The organism is Streptomyces diversicolor, assembly GCF_057537855.1.
This window is the reverse complement of record NZ_BAAJXA010000010.1, coordinates 243,899-261,614: the sequence shown is the minus strand read 5'-3', so window position 1 is coordinate 261,614 and position 17,716 is coordinate 243,899. Positions and strand designations below refer to the sequence as shown.

18 protein-coding genes are annotated in these 17,716 nt (G+C 71.3%); 13 read left to right on the top strand and 5 right to left on the bottom strand.

Translation table 11 applies throughout. The features are described 5' to 3' along the window. Positions 1-46: 46 nt before the first annotated feature. From AC27LF_RS14840 to AC27LF_RS14830, 3 genes are all read right to left on the bottom strand, one after another. Complete coding sequence (locus AC27LF_RS14840; protein ID WP_479659556.1) at positions 47-796, bottom strand: hypothetical protein; 750 nt, start codon at positions 794-796, stop codon at positions 47-49. Further along, complete coding sequence (locus AC27LF_RS14835) at positions 786-1,373, bottom strand: RNA polymerase sigma factor (protein ID WP_404034604.1); 588 nt, start codon at positions 1,371-1,373, stop codon at positions 786-788. The genes AC27LF_RS14840 and AC27LF_RS14835 overlap by 11 nt, the downstream gene beginning before the upstream one ends. A 78-nt stretch (positions 1,374-1,451) precedes the next feature. After that, positions 1,452-2,549, bottom strand: coding sequence for a PP2C family protein-serine/threonine phosphatase (locus AC27LF_RS14830; protein ID WP_479659557.1), 1,098 nt, complete (start codon positions 2,547-2,549; stop codon positions 1,452-1,454). Between the two features lie 482 nt (positions 2,550-3,031). Between AC27LF_RS14830 and AC27LF_RS14825 the strand changes: the two genes are divergently transcribed. Then, positions 3,032-3,634, top strand: a complete 603-nt coding sequence (locus AC27LF_RS14825) for a GPP34 family phosphoprotein (RefSeq protein WP_479659558.1) — start codon at positions 3,032-3,034, stop codon at positions 3,632-3,634. 66 nt (positions 3,635-3,700) lie between these two features. On the opposite strand, the gene AC27LF_RS14820 is transcribed toward AC27LF_RS14825, so the two are convergent. Continuing rightward, complete coding sequence (locus tag AC27LF_RS14820) at positions 3,701-4,921, bottom strand: alpha-D-ribose 1-methylphosphonate 5-triphosphate diphosphatase (RefSeq protein WP_479659559.1); 1,221 nt, start codon at positions 4,919-4,921, stop codon at positions 3,701-3,703. Positions 4,922-5,367: 446 nt separating this feature from the next. On the opposite strand from AC27LF_RS14820, the gene AC27LF_RS14815 reads away from it, so the two are divergent. The 12 genes from AC27LF_RS14815 (at position 5,368) to AC27LF_RS14760 (ending at position 16,833) form a co-directional block, all read left to right on the top strand. Beyond that, positions 5,368-6,240, top strand: a complete 873-nt coding sequence (locus AC27LF_RS14815) for a carbohydrate ABC transporter permease (protein ID WP_479659560.1) — start codon at positions 5,368-5,370, stop codon at positions 6,238-6,240. Beyond that, positions 6,237-7,115, top strand: a complete 879-nt coding sequence (locus AC27LF_RS14810) for a carbohydrate ABC transporter permease (protein WP_479659561.1) — start codon at positions 6,237-6,239, stop codon at positions 7,113-7,115. Before AC27LF_RS14815 ends, AC27LF_RS14810 begins: the two co-directional genes overlap by 4 nt. Before the next feature lie 33 nt (positions 7,116-7,148). Next, a complete protein-coding gene (locus AC27LF_RS14805; RefSeq protein ID WP_479659562.1) occupies positions 7,149-8,444 on the top strand; it encodes an ABC transporter substrate-binding protein in 1,296 nt (431 codons plus the stop codon). A gap of 11 nt (positions 8,445-8,455) precedes the next feature. After that, positions 8,456-9,583 (top strand): ABC transporter ATP-binding protein, encoded by a 1,128-nt coding sequence (locus tag AC27LF_RS14800; protein WP_479659563.1) that lies wholly within the window; start codon positions 8,456-8,458, stop codon positions 9,581-9,583. An 11-nt stretch (positions 9,584-9,594) separates the two neighbouring features. Further along, on the top strand, positions 9,595-10,353 hold the full coding sequence (locus tag AC27LF_RS14795) for a GntR family transcriptional regulator (protein ID WP_479659564.1): 759 nt from the start codon (positions 9,595-9,597) through the stop codon (positions 10,351-10,353). Between the two features lies 1 nt (position 10,354). After that, on the top strand, positions 10,355-11,278 hold the full coding sequence (locus tag AC27LF_RS14790) for a TauD/TfdA family dioxygenase (protein WP_479659565.1): 924 nt from the start codon (positions 10,355-10,357) through the stop codon (positions 11,276-11,278). Between the two features lie 179 nt (positions 11,279-11,457). Next, positions 11,458-12,096, top strand: a complete 639-nt coding sequence (locus AC27LF_RS14785; RefSeq protein WP_479659566.1) for an O-methyltransferase — start codon at positions 11,458-11,460, stop codon at positions 12,094-12,096. Further along, positions 12,089-12,913, top strand: coding sequence for a 2-phosphosulfolactate phosphatase (locus tag AC27LF_RS14780; protein ID WP_479659567.1), 825 nt, complete (start codon positions 12,089-12,091; stop codon positions 12,911-12,913). Before AC27LF_RS14785 ends, AC27LF_RS14780 begins: the two co-directional genes overlap by 8 nt. A 514-nt stretch (positions 12,914-13,427) precedes the next feature. Beyond that, positions 13,428-14,909: an AlkA N-terminal domain-containing protein gene (locus AC27LF_RS14775; RefSeq protein WP_479659568.1), complete on the top strand. Its 1,482-nt coding sequence runs from the start codon at positions 13,428-13,430 to the stop codon at positions 14,907-14,909. Positions 14,910-14,918: 9 nt separating this feature from the next. Then, positions 14,919-15,413 (top strand): methylated-DNA--[protein]-cysteine S-methyltransferase, encoded by a 495-nt coding sequence (locus AC27LF_RS14770; RefSeq protein ID WP_479659569.1) that lies wholly within the window; start codon positions 14,919-14,921, stop codon positions 15,411-15,413. Between the two features lie 224 nt (positions 15,414-15,637). Beyond that, complete coding sequence (locus AC27LF_RS14765) at positions 15,638-16,342, top strand: pentapeptide repeat-containing protein (protein WP_479659570.1); 705 nt, start codon at positions 15,638-15,640, stop codon at positions 16,340-16,342. Then, the gene (locus tag AC27LF_RS14760; protein ID WP_479659571.1) at positions 16,339-16,833 is read left to right on the top strand and encodes a hypothetical protein; all 495 of its coding nucleotides are present in this window, start codon (positions 16,339-16,341) and stop codon (positions 16,831-16,833) included. Before AC27LF_RS14765 ends, AC27LF_RS14760 begins: the two co-directional genes overlap by 4 nt. A 24-nt stretch (positions 16,834-16,857) precedes the next feature. Here AC27LF_RS14760 and AC27LF_RS14755 read toward each other — a convergent pair whose 3' ends face one another. After that, positions 16,858-17,595 carry an SIR2 family NAD-dependent protein deacylase gene (locus AC27LF_RS14755; protein ID WP_479659572.1) on the bottom strand — a complete coding sequence of 246 codons (738 nt, stop codon included), beginning with the start codon at positions 17,593-17,595 and terminating at the stop codon, positions 16,858-16,860. Positions 17,596-17,716 lie beyond the last annotated feature (121 nt).

Genomic DNA, 17,716 nt, shown 5'->3' with positions numbered 1-17,716 from the left:
TTTGGGGCGCTGTTGCCCGCGTCGGTTCGGGGCGTTGTTGTCGGCGTTACGACTGGTCGCCTGTTGTCAGGTGGGCTGTGGCGAGGATGGTGCCGTCGGGGGTGGTCAGTCTGGCTGCTGAGAGTTTGGCGGTGTCGGCCATGGCCGGGCTGCCCCAGTAGCCGGTTCCGTCGTGCCGCAGCGCGAACGTGCCCACGCGCACCGTGCTGCCGTCCTTGTGCACCAGCAGACAGGTCACCTTGCCGTCCCGCGGAGCACCCGTGTCGGCCAGGTCGACGGCCATGTAGATCCAGCCCGGCTTGCCCGGGTGGACGTAGATCTCGCCGACCGTCCTCCCGGGGCTGGTGGCCGAGGCCAGGTCTCCGGCGAGCATGCCCCCGTTGGTCCCGGCCGTGGAGGAGGGGCCGGCCACGACGTCCTCGATCGCCGTGCCGATCGCCCAGCCGCCGAATCCGACGGCCAGGACGAGGGTGGCAGCGGCCGCGGCGAGCCGCACCCGGATCCGCCTGCGGCGGCTCGGGTACGCGGCGGCGGCCCGCGTCGGGGGACGCCGCTCCCGCGCCGCCGCGGTCAGCCTGCGCGCCACCCGCTCCTCGAAGCCCACCGGCGGCTCGCTGCCCGGGAGCAGCCCGATGAGCCGGTCGCTCACCGAGGTCAGTTCCTCGATGTACTTCCGGCACTCCGCACACCGGTCCAGATGGGCGACCGCCTCCGCCCGTTCCCGGCCGGGCAGGACGCCCAGAGCCAGTTCGGCGCCGATCTCCCGCAGCGTCCGGCAGGTCACGTCACTGGCCATCGTCGCCTCGCTTCGAGGATGCGAGTGAGGTCCGCAGCTTGCCCATCGCCGTCCTGATGCGCGTCTTGGCGGTACCCAGCGGGATCCTCTCCCAGTCGGCGATCTGCTGGGCCGTCATTCCGTAGATGCCGGCCATCACGAGAGCGCGGCCCTGCTCCCGCGGTAGCTCGGCCACCGCGGCCCGCAGCCGGGTCGACGCCTCGTCGGCCAGCGCGTACTGCTCCGGAGTCTCGCTGACGGCACCGAGGACCGTGTCCAGGTCCTCGGGCGCCACCGGCTCCGGCCGCCGCGTCCGGATGGCGTCGATGGCCAGGTTGCGGGCGATCGTGGTCAGCCAGGTCGACACGGAGCCGCGGCGCGCGTCGTAGACCTGGGCATGACGCCACGCACGCTCGAACGTCTGCTGGGCGACGTCCTCGGCGAGCTGCGGGTCCCCGGTGACGGCGACGGCGACACCGAAGACCGTGTGCTGGAACCTGCGTACGAAGGTGACGGCCAACTCCGGGTCACCCGTGGCCAGCCCGGACAGCAGAGCCTCGTCCGGGAGGCGTCCCGCAGAGAACCGGAATCTCTGCATATCCCTACATACGGTGCGCCCTCGGTGAGAGATTGCTCGGCCACCACGGAAGATCACATTCCTCGTCTCCCTCCGTGACTACGACGGACGGGTGCGGTGCAGCGCGATCATGGTCACGTCGTCGCTCAGGCCCCGGCCCACATACCGCCGCAGGTCGCTGTGGACGGCGTCGAGCAGAGCCGCGGGTTCCAGCCCGGCCCAGCCGGGAAGCCGGTGTGCGAGCGGGTAGAAGTCACCGGCCCGGTTGCGGGCCTCGACGACGCCGTCCGTGTACAGCAGCAGGGTGGCGCCGGGCGGGAAGTCCACGGTCTGCACGGGCGGCTGCGCGCGGTCCAGATCGCCCAGCCCTAGCGGCGGCGCACAGGACACGGGGTCCAGCACGGTGACCTGTCCGCGGTCGATGAGCAGCGGCGGCGGATGCCCGAAGTTGATCATGAAAGTGGGTCCGTCGCCCTTCTCCGGCACCTCAAGCACCATGGCGGTGACGAACTCCTCCAGGGCGAGGGACGTGCTCGTGGTGTCCTGCTGCGCCGCCGTGGCATCGCGCAGGTCCTCCCTGAAGTCCTCTTCGAGATCGGTGACCATGGCGTTGAGCGGTCCGCGCTGGCGTACGGAGCGGCGGAACGCGCTCAGCACGTAGCTTGCGGTCTCCACCGCCGCGAGGCCCTTGCCGTGCGCGTCGCCGATCAGGATGCGCACCCTGCCGCCGACGTCGGCGACCGCGTACAGGTCCCCGCCGACGGCGGCGTCCTCGTTGGCCGCCAGATAGACCGAGGCGAGGGTCAGGTCGCCGATGCTGGGCGGCAGGGGTTTGAGCAGGACCCGCTGGGTCACCTCGGCGACCGCGCGGGTGCGGGCCAGTTCGTCCTCGCGGTGCTCGCGGATCCAGCTGGCGCCCACGGCGCCCATGCAGATCAGCGTCAGCGCGCTGAGCTGCACCCAGAAGTTCGCCGTGCCGAGCGCCAGGTTCCCGGCCGCCGCCAGCACCACGCAGGGAAGGGTGATCGCGATGACGGCGACCACGCCGAGCGGTGTGCAGAACACCGCGGCCAGCGCGGGCGCCCCCACCATCAGGGAACCGAGCCTGATGGACCGGCTCAGCGCCTGGTCCACCGCCAGGAGTGCGACGGGCATGGACATCAGCCCCGCGGTGATGAGCCGCGGGTGCTCCCACATCGAGGCCACCGGCCCCGGCCCACGCCTGCGACCGTCCAACACCATCACCTCCCGGGTGTCACTCCCGGTCGCTCCCATACTGACGCCCCACCCCACCCCCAGGCACCCCGACAGGATGGCAAGAGGGCCCCGAAGGGGCGCGGGGAACGGCGCGCCCAGCCACAAACCACCCGCACCTGGCCACCTGCGTGTCATTCCATGGCGGGCGGTCGGCCCGGGCTGGGTGGCATGGTTGCTGGTGGCAGCGCCCGAAGGGGCGCGGGGAACGGCGCGCCCAGCCACAGACCACCCGCACGAGGCAGACGGCGTGTCATCCCGTGGCGGGCGGTCGGCCCGGGCCGGGTGGCATGGTTGCTGGTGGCAGTGCCCGAAGGGGCGCGGGGAGCGGCGCGCCCAGCCACAGACCACCCGCACAAGGCAGACGGCGTGACATCCCACGGCGGACGCCCACCCGGCCCGAGCAGCGCAGCGAAGGAGTCGAAATGACCACACCGCGAGACCTAGTGATCGTCGCGCTGGCCCCCGCCGACCGCTCCGTCGGCCAGGGCGACCTCTCGCTGGCCCTTGCGGGGGCCGAGCTGATCGACCTCCTGAGGGCCGAGGCCATCGGCCTGGACGGCGACCGCATCGTGCCGGGCCTGCCGCTGGGCATGGGCGACCCGCTGCTGGACGAGGCGGTGTCGGCGCTCGTCCGTGAGCGGCCGTACGAGTCCGTGGAGGACTGGCTGTGGCGCCGGGGCCGTGACCTGGCCGCGGCCTACCTGAACGTTTTGGAGGCGGCGGGCGAGGGCGGCGGCCGGGGGCGCGGCCGTCGCCTCTCCCTGCGTACGGACCGGACACGGCTCGGCGACACGGCCGAACGCGGACGCGCCGCGGAACGCTGGACCGCGGCCGAACCCGTGCTGGCCGCGCTGGGCGCCGCCGTGGGGCTGCGGGAGCAGCCGGCCGGCGGCCCCGCGGGGCTTCCCGACGCGGTCGTGGCCGTCCTGGCCGCCGTGAACGACGCGGTGGTGGAGCTGGAGGCGGTGCGGCAGCGGCGCAGCATCGAGGCGGCGGCCTTCGACAACATCTGGCGCGCTCCCTGACCTTTGGACGAGGGCGTTCCCACGCGCACGTCCGAATGAGCGCGTCGAAGCTCGTGGTGGTCTGGGTCACCGTCCTGTGGGGTGAAGCAGTCTGGCCACGGAGAGGGGCGCTTGTTCGTTGTCGCGGGTTTCCTCGGCGAGCAAGGACATCCGTACGGTGGGTCGGTCTCCGTCAGCGGTGATCACGGTCAAGTCGGCGCGCAGCCCCGGGGCGAGGGCGCCCCGGTCGGTGAGTCCCGCGGTGCGGGCGGCGCCTGAGGTGATGAGTGCTACGGCGGTGTGCAGCGGGACCACCCCGCGCTCGGCCAGTTTCAGGGCGGCGGCCAGCAGGGTGGTGGGCATGTAGTCGCTGGACAGGTTGTCGACCAGTCCTTCGGTGATCAGTGTTTCAGCGCTGACGTTGCCGCTGTGGGAGCCGCCGCGCAGCACGTTGGGGGCGCCGGCGACGACCGGCATGCCGGCGTCCCGTGCGGCGCGGGCGGCCTCCCGGGTGGTGGGAAACTCGGCGACGGCGGCGCCTGCGGCCCGTACCTCGGCGAGTTGTTCAGCGTTTTCCACGTCGTGGGCGAGCAGCCGGATCCGAGCCGCGTGTGCTTCCTGCCCGAGGTGGGCGAGGGTGCGGGCGCGCTGCGGGATGCCGCCGGTGCGTTCTTCGATGAGGCGGTGTATGAGCCGGTCGGCGTCCTGGGCGGACAAGTGCTGCTGCCGCTGGACGGTCGCCCGGTACGTCTCCAGGTTCCGGTACTGGCCCTGGCCGGGCGTGTGGTCCTCGTAGGAGACCAGCGGCGGCACGTCGGTGTGCGGCTGCGCCGCGAGAACACCCTTGAGTGCGGTCAGTGCGTCGGCGTCGCGGGCGTCGAGGCGGTGCAGCACCCGGTGGTCGACCAAACCGACGCCGGCCGCGGCCCGTTCGCGCACGGCGGCGGCGAGCGCCAGCGAACGCTCGATGGTGCGGTCCTTGAAGGCGTCGGTCTGGTAGCCGACCGCGTGGTGCACGGTGGTGACTCCGGCGGCCCGAACCCGTCCCTCGACGCTCAAGACGGCGAAGTCCGGCTCGAACTCCACGGCCGGACGGGGGCGTTGCTCCTTCTCCAGCGCATCGCTGTGGGTATCGACAACGCCCGGCAACAGCAGCGCGCCGCCGAGGTCGAGGGCACCGGCCGGCACCGCACCTGGGATGACGGGGGCAACCTCGGCGATCCTGCCGTCCTCGACCACAACAAGGGCGTCGTCGAGGGTGCGATCGGCCAGGACGGCGCGGGCGTGGGCGAACACGTAACGGATCATCGGGCTCTGTCTTCCTTCAGGGGCCGCCCTTGTCCGCTGGGCAGGACGGTGGCGTATGTGTTTCACGGCTGCTCGGCTACGGCAGCCTGGCGCAGTGCGGCAGCGGCGGCCTCCCAGACGTCGGCCCGCTCGATGCCGCGGGGGCGCCGAGTTGCCCCTACCGCACCAGCGCTCCGCTGCGTGAAAGTGAACAAAGGGAATACTCGTCATGTCTTTCCCGCCGTTTTCCGTCGGCGTCGAGTGGACGGCGCGGCCTGACAGGGGACGGTGACGCCGCGACAGCGCAGGCCAAGCCGGTGAAACGACCTGGCCAAAGCTGTAGTAACAGGTTGTTCACCTGATGGTTCAAGTTTGTTGGATGACGCGGCTGCATCACCATTTGTAACGTCAGGGCCGTGACTACCACGACTGTTGTGCCCCCGGATGAGAGACCAAGGCGTCCGCGGTTGCGCGAGGCCAGGGTGACCGCGGCGTTGCTGGGGCCGGCCTTTGTTTTCCTGGTCGGGTTCGTCGTGCTGCCCGTCCTGGCCGTGGGCGTGCTGGCGCTGCTGAACTTCGATCCGCTCAGCCAGGAGACGAGCTTCGCCGGTCTGGACAACTGGCGTCGCATCCTGGCCAGCCGGGAGTTGTGGCAGGCGACCGGGAACACGCTCCTCTACACCGCTCTGACCGTGCCCGTCGAGGTCGGGGGCGGCCTGCTGATCGCGCTCGCCATCCGGGCCGCCGGCCGCGGCGCGGGACTGTGGCGGACCGCCTATTTCGCGCCGACGGCGGCCACGCTGGCCGCGATGTCCGTGGTCTGGCGGTGGCTCTTCTACCCACACGCGGGTGTTTTCGACCAGACGCTGGGCCGGCTCGTCGGGCAGGACGGCTGGCTGGGGTCGACGACGCTGGCGCTGCCCGCGGTCGCGATCGTCGGCAGCTGGGCGGGGATCGGGTCGTGTGTGGTGATGTTCCTTGCCGGCCTGTCGAACGTGCCCGCCCACCTGGAGGACGCCGCCCGGATGGACCGGGCCGGTGCCTGGCACCGGTTCTGGTCGGTGATCTGGCCCGCGATCGGGCCGGCCACGACGTTCGCGCTGGTCATCACCACGCGTGACTCGCTGCGCGTGTACGACCAGGTCCGGGTGATGACCGAGGGCGGGCCGCAGCAGAGCACCAGCACACTCTCGTTCCTCGCGTGGCAGCGCGGAGTGAGCTATCTCGACATCGGCGGCGGTTCCGTGATCAACGCGGTACTGCTGGTACTGGTCCTGATCACGGTGGCGGTGCAGTTGCGCCTCGGCGGGCGCCGCTGGGACAAGGACGGCAGCCGATGAGCACGATGACGGTGACCGAAGCGCGCCCACGACTCGCCCCCCGCAGGGCCGGCGACAGACGCGGCAGGTGGGTTCGCTGGAGCCTGCGTGCCGGGCTCGCCGCGGGTGCGGTGTTCATGCTCACCCCTTTCCTGCTCATGGCCCTGGCCGCGATCACTCCGGACCGTCGGCTCAAGCCCGGTTCGGTGAGCCTGTCGGGCTTCACACTGGCCAACTTCCGGCAAGCCTGGCAGGACGTCGACTGGCCCGGCCTGTATCTGCACACGGTCGTGGTCGTCGCCGTGGTGTTCGCCGCTCAGGTGCTGACCTCACTGCCGGCCGGCTACGCGCTGGCCCGGCTGAGGTTCCGCAACCGCAAGCTGTCCTTCTGGACGGTCATGCTCTGCCTGGCGATACCACCGCAGGTGACCGGAATCCCGGTCTTCTACGCCCTGTCCAAGGTGAACCTGCTGGACAGCTACACCGCACTGGTACTGCCCAGCGTCGGCAGCGCGTTCGGAATCTTCCTGTTCCGCCAGTTCGTGCTCTCCCTGCCGCAGAGCGTCTTCGACGCAGCCCGGCTGGACAGGGTCGGCCCCGTCGCGATGGTGTGGCGCATCGTGCTGCCCAACGTCAGGCCGGCACTCGCGGCCTTCGCCGTGTTCACCGTCGTCGGGCACTGGAACGATCTGTACTGGCCCTCGATGCTGTTGCGCTCGGATCACGTGGCCACGGTGCCGTACGGCATCGCACGCTACGCCGCACCGGACAGCCTCAGCACATACGGCACCCAGATGGCCGCGGCGACGCTGGCCACGCTGCCGCTCCTGCTCTTCTTCCTCCTCGTCCAGCGCCAGTTGGTGCGCGGCATCGCGCTGACCAACGGCGGCGAATGAGCCCGCGCCCCTCCCACTTGAAACGGAATACCGATGAACGTCACGCTCACCCGGCGGCACGCCCTGATGGGGGCGCTAGCCGTCGCCGCGGCGGGCACGGCCACCGCCTGCGGCAGCAGCAGCGGTGCCGGCCACACCGACGCCAAGACGATCAACCTGCTCACCTCTTCCGATCCCAAGATCGTGAACAACGTCAAGCGCGTTCTCGGCCCGGAGTTCACCCGCCGCACCGGTATCACAGTGAAGATCGAGCAGGCCGGGCCGGCGTGGACCGAGGTCGATACCCGTCTGCAGGCCGATCTCACAGCGGGCCACCGGCCGGATGTCGCGCTCGTCGGCATCAACTCGGTGCGCACCTATGCGGACAGCAAGCTCGCGCAGCCCATGGACACGCTCATGGCGCAGGCGAAGTTCGATGCCTCGCAGTACTCGTCCTCCTTGCTGAACGTCGGCAGGTTCGGTGACCGGACGATGGGCCTGCCCTATTCCGTCAGCACGCTCGTGCTGTACCTCAACGTGGACGTGCTGCGCAAAGCCGGCCTCGACCCGGACCGGGCACCGGCCACGTTCAGCGAGATGAAGACATACGCGACCAAGATCGTCAGCAGCAAGGCCGCCCGTTACGGAGTCGCCTGGGCCTACAGCACCGATTCGAACTGGGCCCTTCAGGCCATGCTCGATTCCGCGGGCGGTTCGATGATGGATCCGGCCGAGAAACATGTGACGGTCAATCAGCGACCCATGGTGCGACTGCTGCAGTACTGGCGGGATCTCGTCCGGGACGGCACCAGCACCGTCACCACGTCGGCCGATCTGACGGCGGCCTTCCTCCGCGGTGACCTCGGCATGATGCTGCAGAGCTCATCGCAGAGCACCGCCGTCGCCGCCGGTGCGTCGTTCCCCCTCCGCACAGACGTCCTGCCCGTGCCCGACGGCGGCCGCCGCCGCACGCCGCCCGGCGGTGGAGCCGCGGTGATCTTCGCCAGAGACGAGAAGGTGCAGCGCTCGGCGTGGAAGGTGGTCCAGGAGCTGATCGGGCCCGCCGGACAGACCCAACTGGTGAAGGCGTCCGGCTACACGTCGGTCAACCAGCGGGCTCTCACCGATCCGCGATATCTGGGAGACCTGTTGCGCAAGGAGCCGCTGCGCGCCCCGGGTGTCGCCGAGATCAAGACGCTGGTGCCCTGGTACCAGTTTCCCGGCGCGCACGCGGTCGAGGCGCAGAAGCAGCTCCAGAACGCGGTCGTCGCGGCGATGAGCGGTACGGAGCCAGTCCAGCGGGCGCTGGATGCCGCGGCCCAGTCCATCTCCGGTCTCCTGGTGCGGTGAGGCGGGTGCTCATGACCACGACCACAGCGCGCGGCGAGCAAGCCGGACAAGCGTCCCCCAGCCGGTCGGTCGGCGTCGAGACGATCACCAAGGTCTACTCCGACGGCAAGCGCGCCCTCGACGGCGTGGATCTGGCCGTCGAGCCGGGCACATTCGTCGTCCTGCTCGGCCCGTCGGGGTGCGGCAAGACCACGCTGCTGCGCTGCATCGCCGGCCTGGAGCGGATCTCCGCGGGCCGGGTGGTGATCGGCGACGAGGACGTGACCCACCGGGAACCAGGGGAACGGGGCGTCGCGATGGTCTTCCAGAACTACGCCCTCTATCCCACCAAAACCGTGCTGGAGAACATCGAATACCCCTTGCGCATGGCCAAGGCACCCCGCCAGGACCGCCGCCGGCGGGCACGCGACATGGCAGACCTGCTCCACCTCGGACCGGTCACAGGATCACGGCCCGCCCAACTCTCCGGTGGCCAGCGCCAGCGCGTCGGCATCGGCCGCGCACTGGTACGCGAACCCGACGTGCTCCTGATGGACGAACCACTGTCCAACCTCGACGCCGAGTTGCGCGGTGAACTCCGAGCCGAAATCCGCCGCCTGCAGCGGCGCAGCGGTACGACCACGTTCTACGTCACACACGACCAGGCCGAAGCCCTCGCCCTCGCGGACCGGCTGGTGGTGATGCGCGACGGACGGATCGAACAGGACGGCCCGCCCGAGCAGGTCTACCAGCAGCCCGCCACCCGGTTCGTCGCCTCCTTCCTCGGCGGCATGAACATGCTCGACCTGGCAGGGTCACAAGTCGCCCTGCTCGCGCCACTGCTCGCCACCCTCGCCGAGGACCGGATCGGCTGGCTCGGAGTCAGGCCCGAAGACCTTCGGCTCGTCGCCGGCCCCGAGGACGCCACCAGCGCGGAACTCGTGCTGCACGGCACGGTCGAGGAACAGGAACTACTGGGCCGTGAACGGCTCGTGCACTTTCGTACGGGCGGTGACCAGCGCGCCCGGGTGCGGATCCATGCCGACCAGACGGTGCCCGCCGACATCACGGTCATCGCAAACTTGGCGGACATCCATCTCTTCGACACCGCAGGCCGCAGGCTCCACGCCACCCTGCCGCTGTCGAGCGGATCACGATAGGAGAGTTATCGATGCCGAACGGGGCCGTGCCGAACTATCTCGCGCTGGCCGACTTGCTTGAGACCTCGATCGCCACGATGAAAGGCGGTGACCGGCTCCCGAGCGAGAACGAACTTGCCACGCAGCACGGGGTGAGCCGGGTGACCACCCGCGCGGCTCTCCAGGAACTGGAACGCCGGCACCTGGTGCGACGCAGCAAGGGCTCCGGCACATTCGTCGCCCTGCGACTGGTGTTCACCATCAGGCCCGACCTGCCACCGAGCTGGAGCCAGACGGTGCGCCGCGCGGGTGGCGAGCCGGCCGTGAAGTCGGTGGACGCCGTCCTCACGCAGCCCGATCCGGAAACCCGAGAGCGGCTCGAACTGGGCCCCAGGGACCAGGTCGTCCGGCTGCGCCGCATCGGCCTGGTCAACGGCCTGGTCGCGAACACCGCGCTGACCTGCCTGCCGGCCGATCTCGCACCGGGCTTCCGTGACCTCCTCGCCACCGGTGGCTCGCTGCACACCATCCTGACCAGCCTCGGCCACCACCCCCAGCGTGAGTGGACGCGCGTCGACATGCAGGTCCCGAGCGAGGAGATCGCGGCTGACCTCGAACTGGAGGGCCGGCCCCGGGTCTGGGGATTGACCAGTTTGGTCGTCGACGGGCGCGACGGCCGTCCCCTGGAGTTCGGCCGCGGCTGGCACAGGCCGGACGTGTTCGACATGCGCATGGAGTACCAGAGCAAGCGCCGCACTCAGCGTGCGGGCGCACCAGAAGCAAGGAGCTGACATGGAAACCACCCGCCCGGCGGCAGGCCACAGTGCCCCACCCGCGCTCGACACCCACGCGCTGCATGACGGGCTGCGGGAGGCCGCCGAACGCATGAGCCTGACCACGGCCGAGCTGGAGCCCCCCGCGGTACAGCAGAGGGTGCTTGCGGAGTTGACGCAGGCGGTGCCCGCACTGGCCGACCTCACCCGACAGGCCGGCGAACACCTCGACGAGTACGGCGCGGTCCGCTTCACCGGACTGCCCGTGGCCTGCGACGTCGCGCTGATCGGCCTGCTCGCGGCGTTCGGGCGGCCGACGAGCAGGGGAAACGGCGCTCCCGCCGAGCGCCTGATCTACGAGGTCGCACCCGACGACGACGCCACCGGTCCGACGAACCTGTCCAAAGGGCGCGCCGCCCAGAAGCCGCACACCGACTCGCCCGTCCAGCAGCGACCCCACGAGTTCCTGGCACTGGCGTGCGTGACCGGCGATCCCGCCGGCGGCGGACTGTCCACTGTGGTCCGGGCCGGCGACGTGGCAGCCGCTCTCGACGAACGCGACGGAGGCGCGACGACGGCACTGCTGCGAGAGGAGATCTTTCCCTTCCTGGACACACCGCTGGGCCTGGACGAACCGCCGGTGATCGCGCCCGTCCTGCGGCTGACCCCACAGGGGCGATGGCGGGTGCGGTTCCGGCACGACGCGCTCGTCGCGGGCTTCCAGCGGCATCCCGACGCCACCAGCGCCGCACATCGCGAGGCTGTGGACGCGTTCACCGCCTTGGCCACCGACCCCGCATTGACCGCGACCTTCCAGTTGGCCCCCGGTGACATGGTGCTCATCGACAACACCCGTGTGATGCACGGTCGCACCGAAATCACCGGCACCGCGGAGCGACGACTGAAGCGGATCAAGCTGTTCGGCGAGGAACGTGCCGGGTGACAGCGGCGGCACGTGACTGCCCATCCACCGCTGCGGGGCGACCGGCCTGGACAGGCACACCCACCGTCTCGTCGAGCACGGCCGCGGCCGGCACGGCCCGGACGTGTTCGGCAAGCGCATGAAGTACCCCACCGAGCGCCGCACTCAGCGTGCGGGCGCACCACAAGCAAGGAGCTGACATGGAAACCACCCCGATGAGCGGTGTGACGGCGACAGGCGAACCCCTACACCTCGCCGGTGCGCTTGAGCTCGCCGCGCGGTTCGATCTGCCTCCCGTGCGGCCCGAGAACAGGGTGCCGACGTCCTGCATGCCCGGGGTCGGCCGACTGCTGGCGACGCTCGCCGCAAGTACCAGCGTGCGACCTGACGCCGTGGTCCTGGAACTCGGTACAGGCGCGGGCGTCGGCACGGCCTGGCTCACGCACGGTCTGGCTCCGGGCGCGCGACTGATCACGGTCGAGGCCGACGCCGAGCGGGCCGCCGCGGTCGGGGAGCTGTTCGCCGCAGAGCCCCGGGTGAGCGTGGTCCACAGCGACTGGCACTCGGTCGAACCCCCGCGTGGCGGTGCGTGCCTGCTGTTCGCCGACGCCGGGCTGCGCCGCGAGATCCACCCGCCGGCCTGGGACGCGATCGTCGACCTGCTCGACATCGGTGGGCTGCTCGTCTTCGACGACCTCACTCCGCCCGGCGGTCCGACGCTGTTGGACAACGAAGAGGACAAGCGGCGGTTCGTCTTCGGACATCCACGGCTGCGGGGCGTCGAAGTAGTGGACATCTCCGGGGAGTCGAGCGTCCTGGTGGCCGCGCGCCATGCATGAGTTCGGCGCCTCGGACCTGCCGAGCGCTCCGTTCGAGCCTTGGCCGGCCGCACATCTGCACGTCGAGTGGGGCAGCCAAGCCGCCCAGCTCGCGGCCGACCGCGGCGACGCCGTCGTGGTCGTCGACACGCTCACCTTCTCCACCACGGTGACCATGGCGGTCAGCCGGGGCGCGGCCGTGCTGGCCCTGACCCGCGCCGAAGTGGCGCGGCTGGGCGGCCCGGACGGGGTCGCGCAGACCTACCAGGTGGCGCCGCCGGCGCTCACCCAGGGCGGGACGGACGCGAAGCTCACGCTGTCTCCCAGCAGTGTCGGCAGCATCGCCCCTGGCGACCGGGTCGCGCTGACCTCGATCAACGGCGCCGACATCGTCCGCAGCGCCCGGCACGCCGCGGTGCTGCTTGCCGGATGCCTGCGAAACCGGTCGGCGGTCGCCCGCTGGTGTGCCGGCGCCTTGACCGACGGCGTGATCCCCCGGGTGACGGTCATCGCGGCCGCCTCACGCTGGTCCTCGATGCTCACTGTCCCCGAGGGGATGCGCCCGTCGGTCGAGGACTGGCTCGGTGCCGGCGCGATCGCGGCCGCGGCGGAGGCACTCGGTGTAAGCCTGTCCACTGAGGCCAAGGCCGCCGCGTCGACCTACGCCGTCGCCGAGCGCGACGGCCTGGACCGGTGGCTACGCGGTTCGACCACCGGGCGCGAGATGATCCAGAAGAACTTCGCGCCCGATATCGACGAAGCGGCCGGCCTCGACCTCGACGACACGGTGCCACGACTCGACGGGCGGGGATTCTTCGTCACCTCCGACCACCCGTGACCAGCCTCGACCGTCGATGACCGTCGAGCACGCCAGGGACTAGGAGGCCCCGCGACCTCAGCGCCGAGGACCTGCCGAGCCGGGTGTACAAGCCTCTCGCCGAGGCCGCCCGCCGCCCAAGGCTTGGGCGGCGGGCGAGCGGCTGCCCGTGACGGAAGACGAGGAGCCGCGCGCACCATCACCCCGCGGGGTCCTGGTCAGGGCCCTGCGCGGGCAGCCCGTGACGCCGTGACGTCACGGCGAACGAGACGTCAGGCCGACGGCATCGCCGTCACGCACCTGCGGCCGGCCTGAGCCACGCGGCCCCAGGCCGCCACCGCCGCGGGGCCCGCAGGTAGTCAGGGGCCCGCACGGTGATCCGGCGCCCGCACGGTGATCCGGGGCCCGCGGGGTGATCCGGCGCCCGCGGGGGGTGATCCGGGGCCCGCGGGGCGATCCGGGGCCCGCCTGCACAGGGCACGTTGATGTCGGATTCTCGCCAGCTCCGCCGCGGCCGGTGGCCGATGCTGGAGCCATGCAGAAAGGGATGCACCTCGACCGGGAGCGCTGTGTGCGGGCCGTGCGGTCCAAGGACGCGCGGTTCGACGGCTGGTTCTTCACGGCCGTCCTGACCACCCGTATCTACTGCCGGCCCAGCTGCCCGGTCGTCCCGCCCAAGGCGGAGAACATGACGTTCCACCCGAGCGCCGCCGCCTGCCAGCAGGCCGGATTCCGGGCCTGCAAGCGCTGCCGGCCCGACACCAGCCCCGGCTCACCGGAGTGGAACCAGCGCGCCGACCTGGTGGCACGCGCCATGCGGCTGATCGCCGACGGCGTCGTGGACCGCGAGGGCGTGCCCGGACTCGCCGCCCGCCTCGGCTACAGCACCCGGCAGGTCGAACGCCAGCTCTTCGCCGAACTCGGCGCGGGCCCCCTCGCGCTCGCCCGGGCCCAGCGCGCCCAGACCGCCCGGCTCCTCATCGAGACGACCCCGCTGCCCATGGCGGAGATCGCCTTCGCATCCGGCTTCTCCTCGATCCGCGCCTTCAACGACACCGTCCGCGAGGTGTTCGCCCTCTCCCCGAGCGGGCTGCGGGCCCGCGTCCCGCGCAAGCAGGCCCCGGGCACCCCGGGAGTCCTGTCCCTGCGTCTGCCGTTTCGCGCCCCGCTCAACCCCGACAACCTCTTCGGCCACCTCGCGGCGACCGCGGTACCGGGCGTGGAGGAGTGGCGGGACGGCGCCTACCGCAGGACGCTCCGGCTGCCCTACGGGCACGGCATCGTGGCGCTCACCCCGAAACCCGACCACATCGCCTGCCGGCTCACCCTCAGCGACCTGCGCGATCTGACGGTTGCGTGCAGCCGCTGCCGCCGGCTGCTCGATCTGGACGCCGACCCGGTCGCGGTCGACGGCCAACTGCGCACCGATCCGCTCCTCGCGCCGCTGATCGACAAGGCGCCGGGGCGCCGCGTGCCGCGCACCGTGGACGCGGCCGAGTTCGCGATCCGCGCGGTCCTCGGCCAGCAGGTCTCCACGGCCGCCGCCCGCACCCACGCCGCCCGCCTGGTCACCGCGTACGGCGAGCCCGTCGACGATCCCGAGGGCGGCCTCACCCATCTGTTCCCCGCGCCCGAGGCATTGGCCGTGCTCGACCCCGAGTCGCTGGCGATGCCCCGCACCCGGCGCACCACCTTCACCACCCTGGTGCGCCAACTCGCCGACGGCACACTACACCTGGGCGTCGAGAGCGACTGGTCCGAGGCCCGGACCCGGCTGCTCGCCCTGCCCGGCTTCGGCCCCTGGACGGTCGACGTCATCACCATGCGGGCCCTCGGCGACCCCGACGCCTTCCTCGCCACCGACCTCGGAATCCGGCGCGCCGCCCAGGAGTTGGGCCTGCCCGCCACCCCGGCCGCGCTCACCGCGCGGGCCGCGGCCTGGCGGCCCTGGCGGGCGTACGCGGTCCAGTACCTGTGGGCGACGGACAGCCACCCCATCAACTTCCTGCCGGTGTAAGGAAATCCAGTGAACCAGCACACGAAACAGCACACCGTGATCGACAGTCCGTACGGCCCGCTCACCCTCGTCGCCGACGACGGCACCCTGTGCGGGCTGTACATGACCGAACAGCGCCACCGCCCGCCCGAGGAGACCTTCGGTGCCCGCGACGACGCACCCTTCGGCGCGGCCGAGGAACAACTGGCGGCCTATTTCGCGGGCGAGTTGACGGAGTTCACCCTCGAACTGCGGCTGCACGGAACCCCGTTCCAGCGCAGCGTATGGGAACAGCTGACGAAGATCCCGTACGGCGAGACCCGCACCTACGGCGACCTCGCCGACGCCCTGGGAAACCCCAACGCCTCCCGCGCGGTCGGCCTCGCCAACGGCCGCAATCCCGTGGGCATCATCGTTCCCTGCCACCGGGTCGTCGGCTCCGACGGCAGCCTCACCGGATACGGCGGCGGCCTGGAACGCAAGCAACGCCTCCTGGACTTCGAACGCAAAGCGGCCCTGTTCTGACCGTGCCCGCAGGCCCGGCCCCGCTCGGGGCCGGCACCTCACCGTGCACCTTGCAGGGTCACGCGCAGAACAAACCCGGAAACGACGCCAAGCGCTCCGCTGGAAATGCCGCGATATGCTCTCGGTCGTCTACGGCGCCGTTGTGGCTCATCGCGCGGTTCCCCGCGCCCCTTCGGGGCGCTGTCGAACCGCAGCGGACTTCACTGGACCTGCTGAGGGGTGGTATGTCGGCCAGTGACGTGCAGGTCTGGACCGGGATCCTCGGCACGTTCGTCACGGTGGGCGTCAGCGTCCTCGGGGTGCTGAACTTCCAGCGCAAGCGGGACAGATCGGCCGCGGTCGGCGCGGCGTTCAAGGATGTCGTGGAATCCCTGGCGTCGGACAACACGACACAGCAGATGGCCGCGGCGATCCTGATGCGCCGGTTCTTCGACCACAACTCCGAGCAGGGCGCGGGCCGCACCCCCTACGCCAACGAGGCGGTCGCCGTGATCGCCGGACTGCTGCGCAAGTCCGAGACGGGCCAGATCCAGAAGGTCCTCGCCGACGGGCTGCGCTACGCACCGTCCCTGTCCGGCGCCGACCTGCAGGGCTGCAACCTGGCCCGCTCCTATCTCGGCAGCAGGGAAGGCGACCGGAAGGTCGTCGACCTCAGCGACGCCGACCTGTTCGAGGCCGATCTCACCGGCGCCTCCCTGCGCGGCGTCACCGCGGCGGGGGCGGTCTTCTACCGCGCGACACTCGTCGATGCGGTACTCGTCGACGCCGTCCTGGTCGGCGCGGACTTCCGCGAAGCCCGGCTGGCCGGCGCCAACTTCACCGGGGCCCGGCTCGACGGCGCGCAGTTCTCCGAGGCCGTGGACATCCCCGCGGACATAGCGAGCCGGCTGGACGCCCAGGGAAGAGTGACGAGCGAAGACACCGCATGACGCACCACGACCTGGGACCCGCCCGCGTCTTCCTCGGGGCGCCGTCCATCCTCACCCGGGCCCAGCAGACCACACTGGACCGCTGGGCCGGCTGGCTCCGACAGCAGTCGTTCGAGGTCATCCGCCTGGCCCGGGACGGCCACGGCGACGACCCCTGGCACACCCTGCCCCGACTGCTCGCCCAGGTCGACGGCGTGGTGCTGCTCGGCTTCCGGCAGTTGCACGCACCCGACGCGGTGTGGCGCCCGGGCACCGAGGAGGAGAACCGGTCCACGCGCCGCTGGACCTCACCGTGGCTGCAACTGGAGGCGGGAATGGCGGTCGCCCGGTCCCTGCCGGTCCTCGTCGCACCCGAGGACGACGTGGCCGAAGGGGTCTTCCAGCCGCAGACATGGAACGCGCGGGTACGCGGAACGCGGCTGACCCCGCCGGGCACCGGCACCGGCGACTGGCTGGACGCCGTCCGCGCGCACCGGGAACACCGCCGGTGACGGCGCCGGGCGACCGAAGCCCGGTCAGCCGGTGCCGCCCTCCCGGACCCGGGCCAGCAGCGCCGGCAGGGCCGTGCCGATCGGCTCGCGGACGACCTCCTGCGCGCGGTCGTCGTACGGCGTCGGCTCGGCGTTGACGATGATCAGCCGGGCCCCGCTGTCGGCGGCCACACCGGCCAGGCTCGCGGCCGGCTGGACCTGCAGACTGCTGCCGACCGCGATGAACAGGGTGCACGCCTTGGCGATCGCCAGGGCCTCGCCGAGCACCACCGGATCAAGCCGCTCCCCGAACATCACGGTCGCCGACTTCAGGATCCCGCCGCACTCCAGGCACGGCGGATCCTCCTCACCCGCCTCGACCCGGGCGAGGGCGTCCGCCATCGGCCCGCGCGCATGACACGACGTACAGACGACGCTGCGGGCCGTGCCGTGCAGTTCGAGCACCTTGCGGGCGGGCAGGCCGGCGAGCTGGTGCAGACCGTCCACGTTCTGGGTGATCACCCGCACCGGAATCCCGGAGCGCTCCAACTCGGCCACGGCACGGTGCGCTGCGTTCGGCTCCGCGCGCAGCGCGCGGTTGCGGCGCCGCATCTGCCAGGACCGCCGCCGGATCTCCGGATCGCCCATGTAGAAGTCGTACGTCACGAGCTTCTCGGCCTCGGGATCGCGCCGCCACAGGCCGTTGGGCCCGCGGTAGTCGGGGATACCGGAATCCGTGGAGACACCCGCGCCGCTGAGGATGGCCACAAGGGGCTTGGTCATGGGGCGAGCATAGGACGCGCATCTCCGCGGCTTGAGCGGGGTGGGCGACCGCCGTGGCACTTTACGCCGTCTGCCTTGTGCGGGCGGTGTGTGGCCGGGCGCGCCGTTCCCCGCACCCCTT

Excerpts from the sequence above, each read along its gene's own strand:
- AC27LF_RS14840 (WP_479659556.1), bottom strand. The coding sequence starts at position 796 with ATGGCCAGTGACGTGACCTGCCGGACGCTGCGGGAGATCGGCGCCGAA.
- AC27LF_RS14835 (WP_404034604.1), bottom strand. The coding sequence starts at position 1,373 with ATGCAGAGATTCCGGTTCTCTGCGGGACGCCTCCCGGACGAGGCTCTG.
- AC27LF_RS14830 (WP_479659557.1), bottom strand. The coding sequence starts at position 2,549 with ATGTGGGAGCACCCGCGGCTCATCACCGCGGGGCTGATGTCCATGCCC.
- AC27LF_RS14825 (WP_479659558.1), top strand. The coding sequence starts at position 3,032 with ATGACCACACCGCGAGACCTAGTGATCGTCGCGCTGGCCCCCGCCGAC.
- AC27LF_RS14820 (WP_479659559.1), bottom strand. The coding sequence starts at position 4,921 with ATGATCCGTTACGTGTTCGCCCACGCCCGCGCCGTCCTGGCCGATCGC.
- AC27LF_RS14810 (WP_479659561.1), top strand. The coding sequence starts at position 6,237 with ATGAGCACGATGACGGTGACCGAAGCGCGCCCACGACTCGCCCCCCGC.
- AC27LF_RS14805 (WP_479659562.1), top strand. The coding sequence starts at position 7,149 with ATGAACGTCACGCTCACCCGGCGGCACGCCCTGATGGGGGCGCTAGCC.
- AC27LF_RS14800 (WP_479659563.1), top strand. The coding sequence starts at position 8,456 with ATGACCACGACCACAGCGCGCGGCGAGCAAGCCGGACAAGCGTCCCCC.
- AC27LF_RS14795 (WP_479659564.1), top strand. The coding sequence starts at position 9,595 with ATGCCGAACGGGGCCGTGCCGAACTATCTCGCGCTGGCCGACTTGCTT.
- AC27LF_RS14790 (WP_479659565.1), top strand. The coding sequence starts at position 10,355 with ATGGAAACCACCCGCCCGGCGGCAGGCCACAGTGCCCCACCCGCGCTC.
- AC27LF_RS14785 (WP_479659566.1), top strand. The coding sequence starts at position 11,458 with ATGGAAACCACCCCGATGAGCGGTGTGACGGCGACAGGCGAACCCCTA.
- AC27LF_RS14780 (WP_479659567.1), top strand. The coding sequence starts at position 12,089 with ATGCATGAGTTCGGCGCCTCGGACCTGCCGAGCGCTCCGTTCGAGCCT.
- AC27LF_RS14775 (WP_479659568.1), top strand. The coding sequence starts at position 13,428 with ATGCAGAAAGGGATGCACCTCGACCGGGAGCGCTGTGTGCGGGCCGTG.
- AC27LF_RS14765 (WP_479659570.1), top strand. The coding sequence starts at position 15,638 with ATGTCGGCCAGTGACGTGCAGGTCTGGACCGGGATCCTCGGCACGTTC.
- AC27LF_RS14760 (WP_479659571.1), top strand. The coding sequence starts at position 16,339 with ATGACGCACCACGACCTGGGACCCGCCCGCGTCTTCCTCGGGGCGCCG.
- AC27LF_RS14755 (WP_479659572.1), bottom strand. The coding sequence starts at position 17,595 with ATGACCAAGCCCCTTGTGGCCATCCTCAGCGGCGCGGGTGTCTCCACG.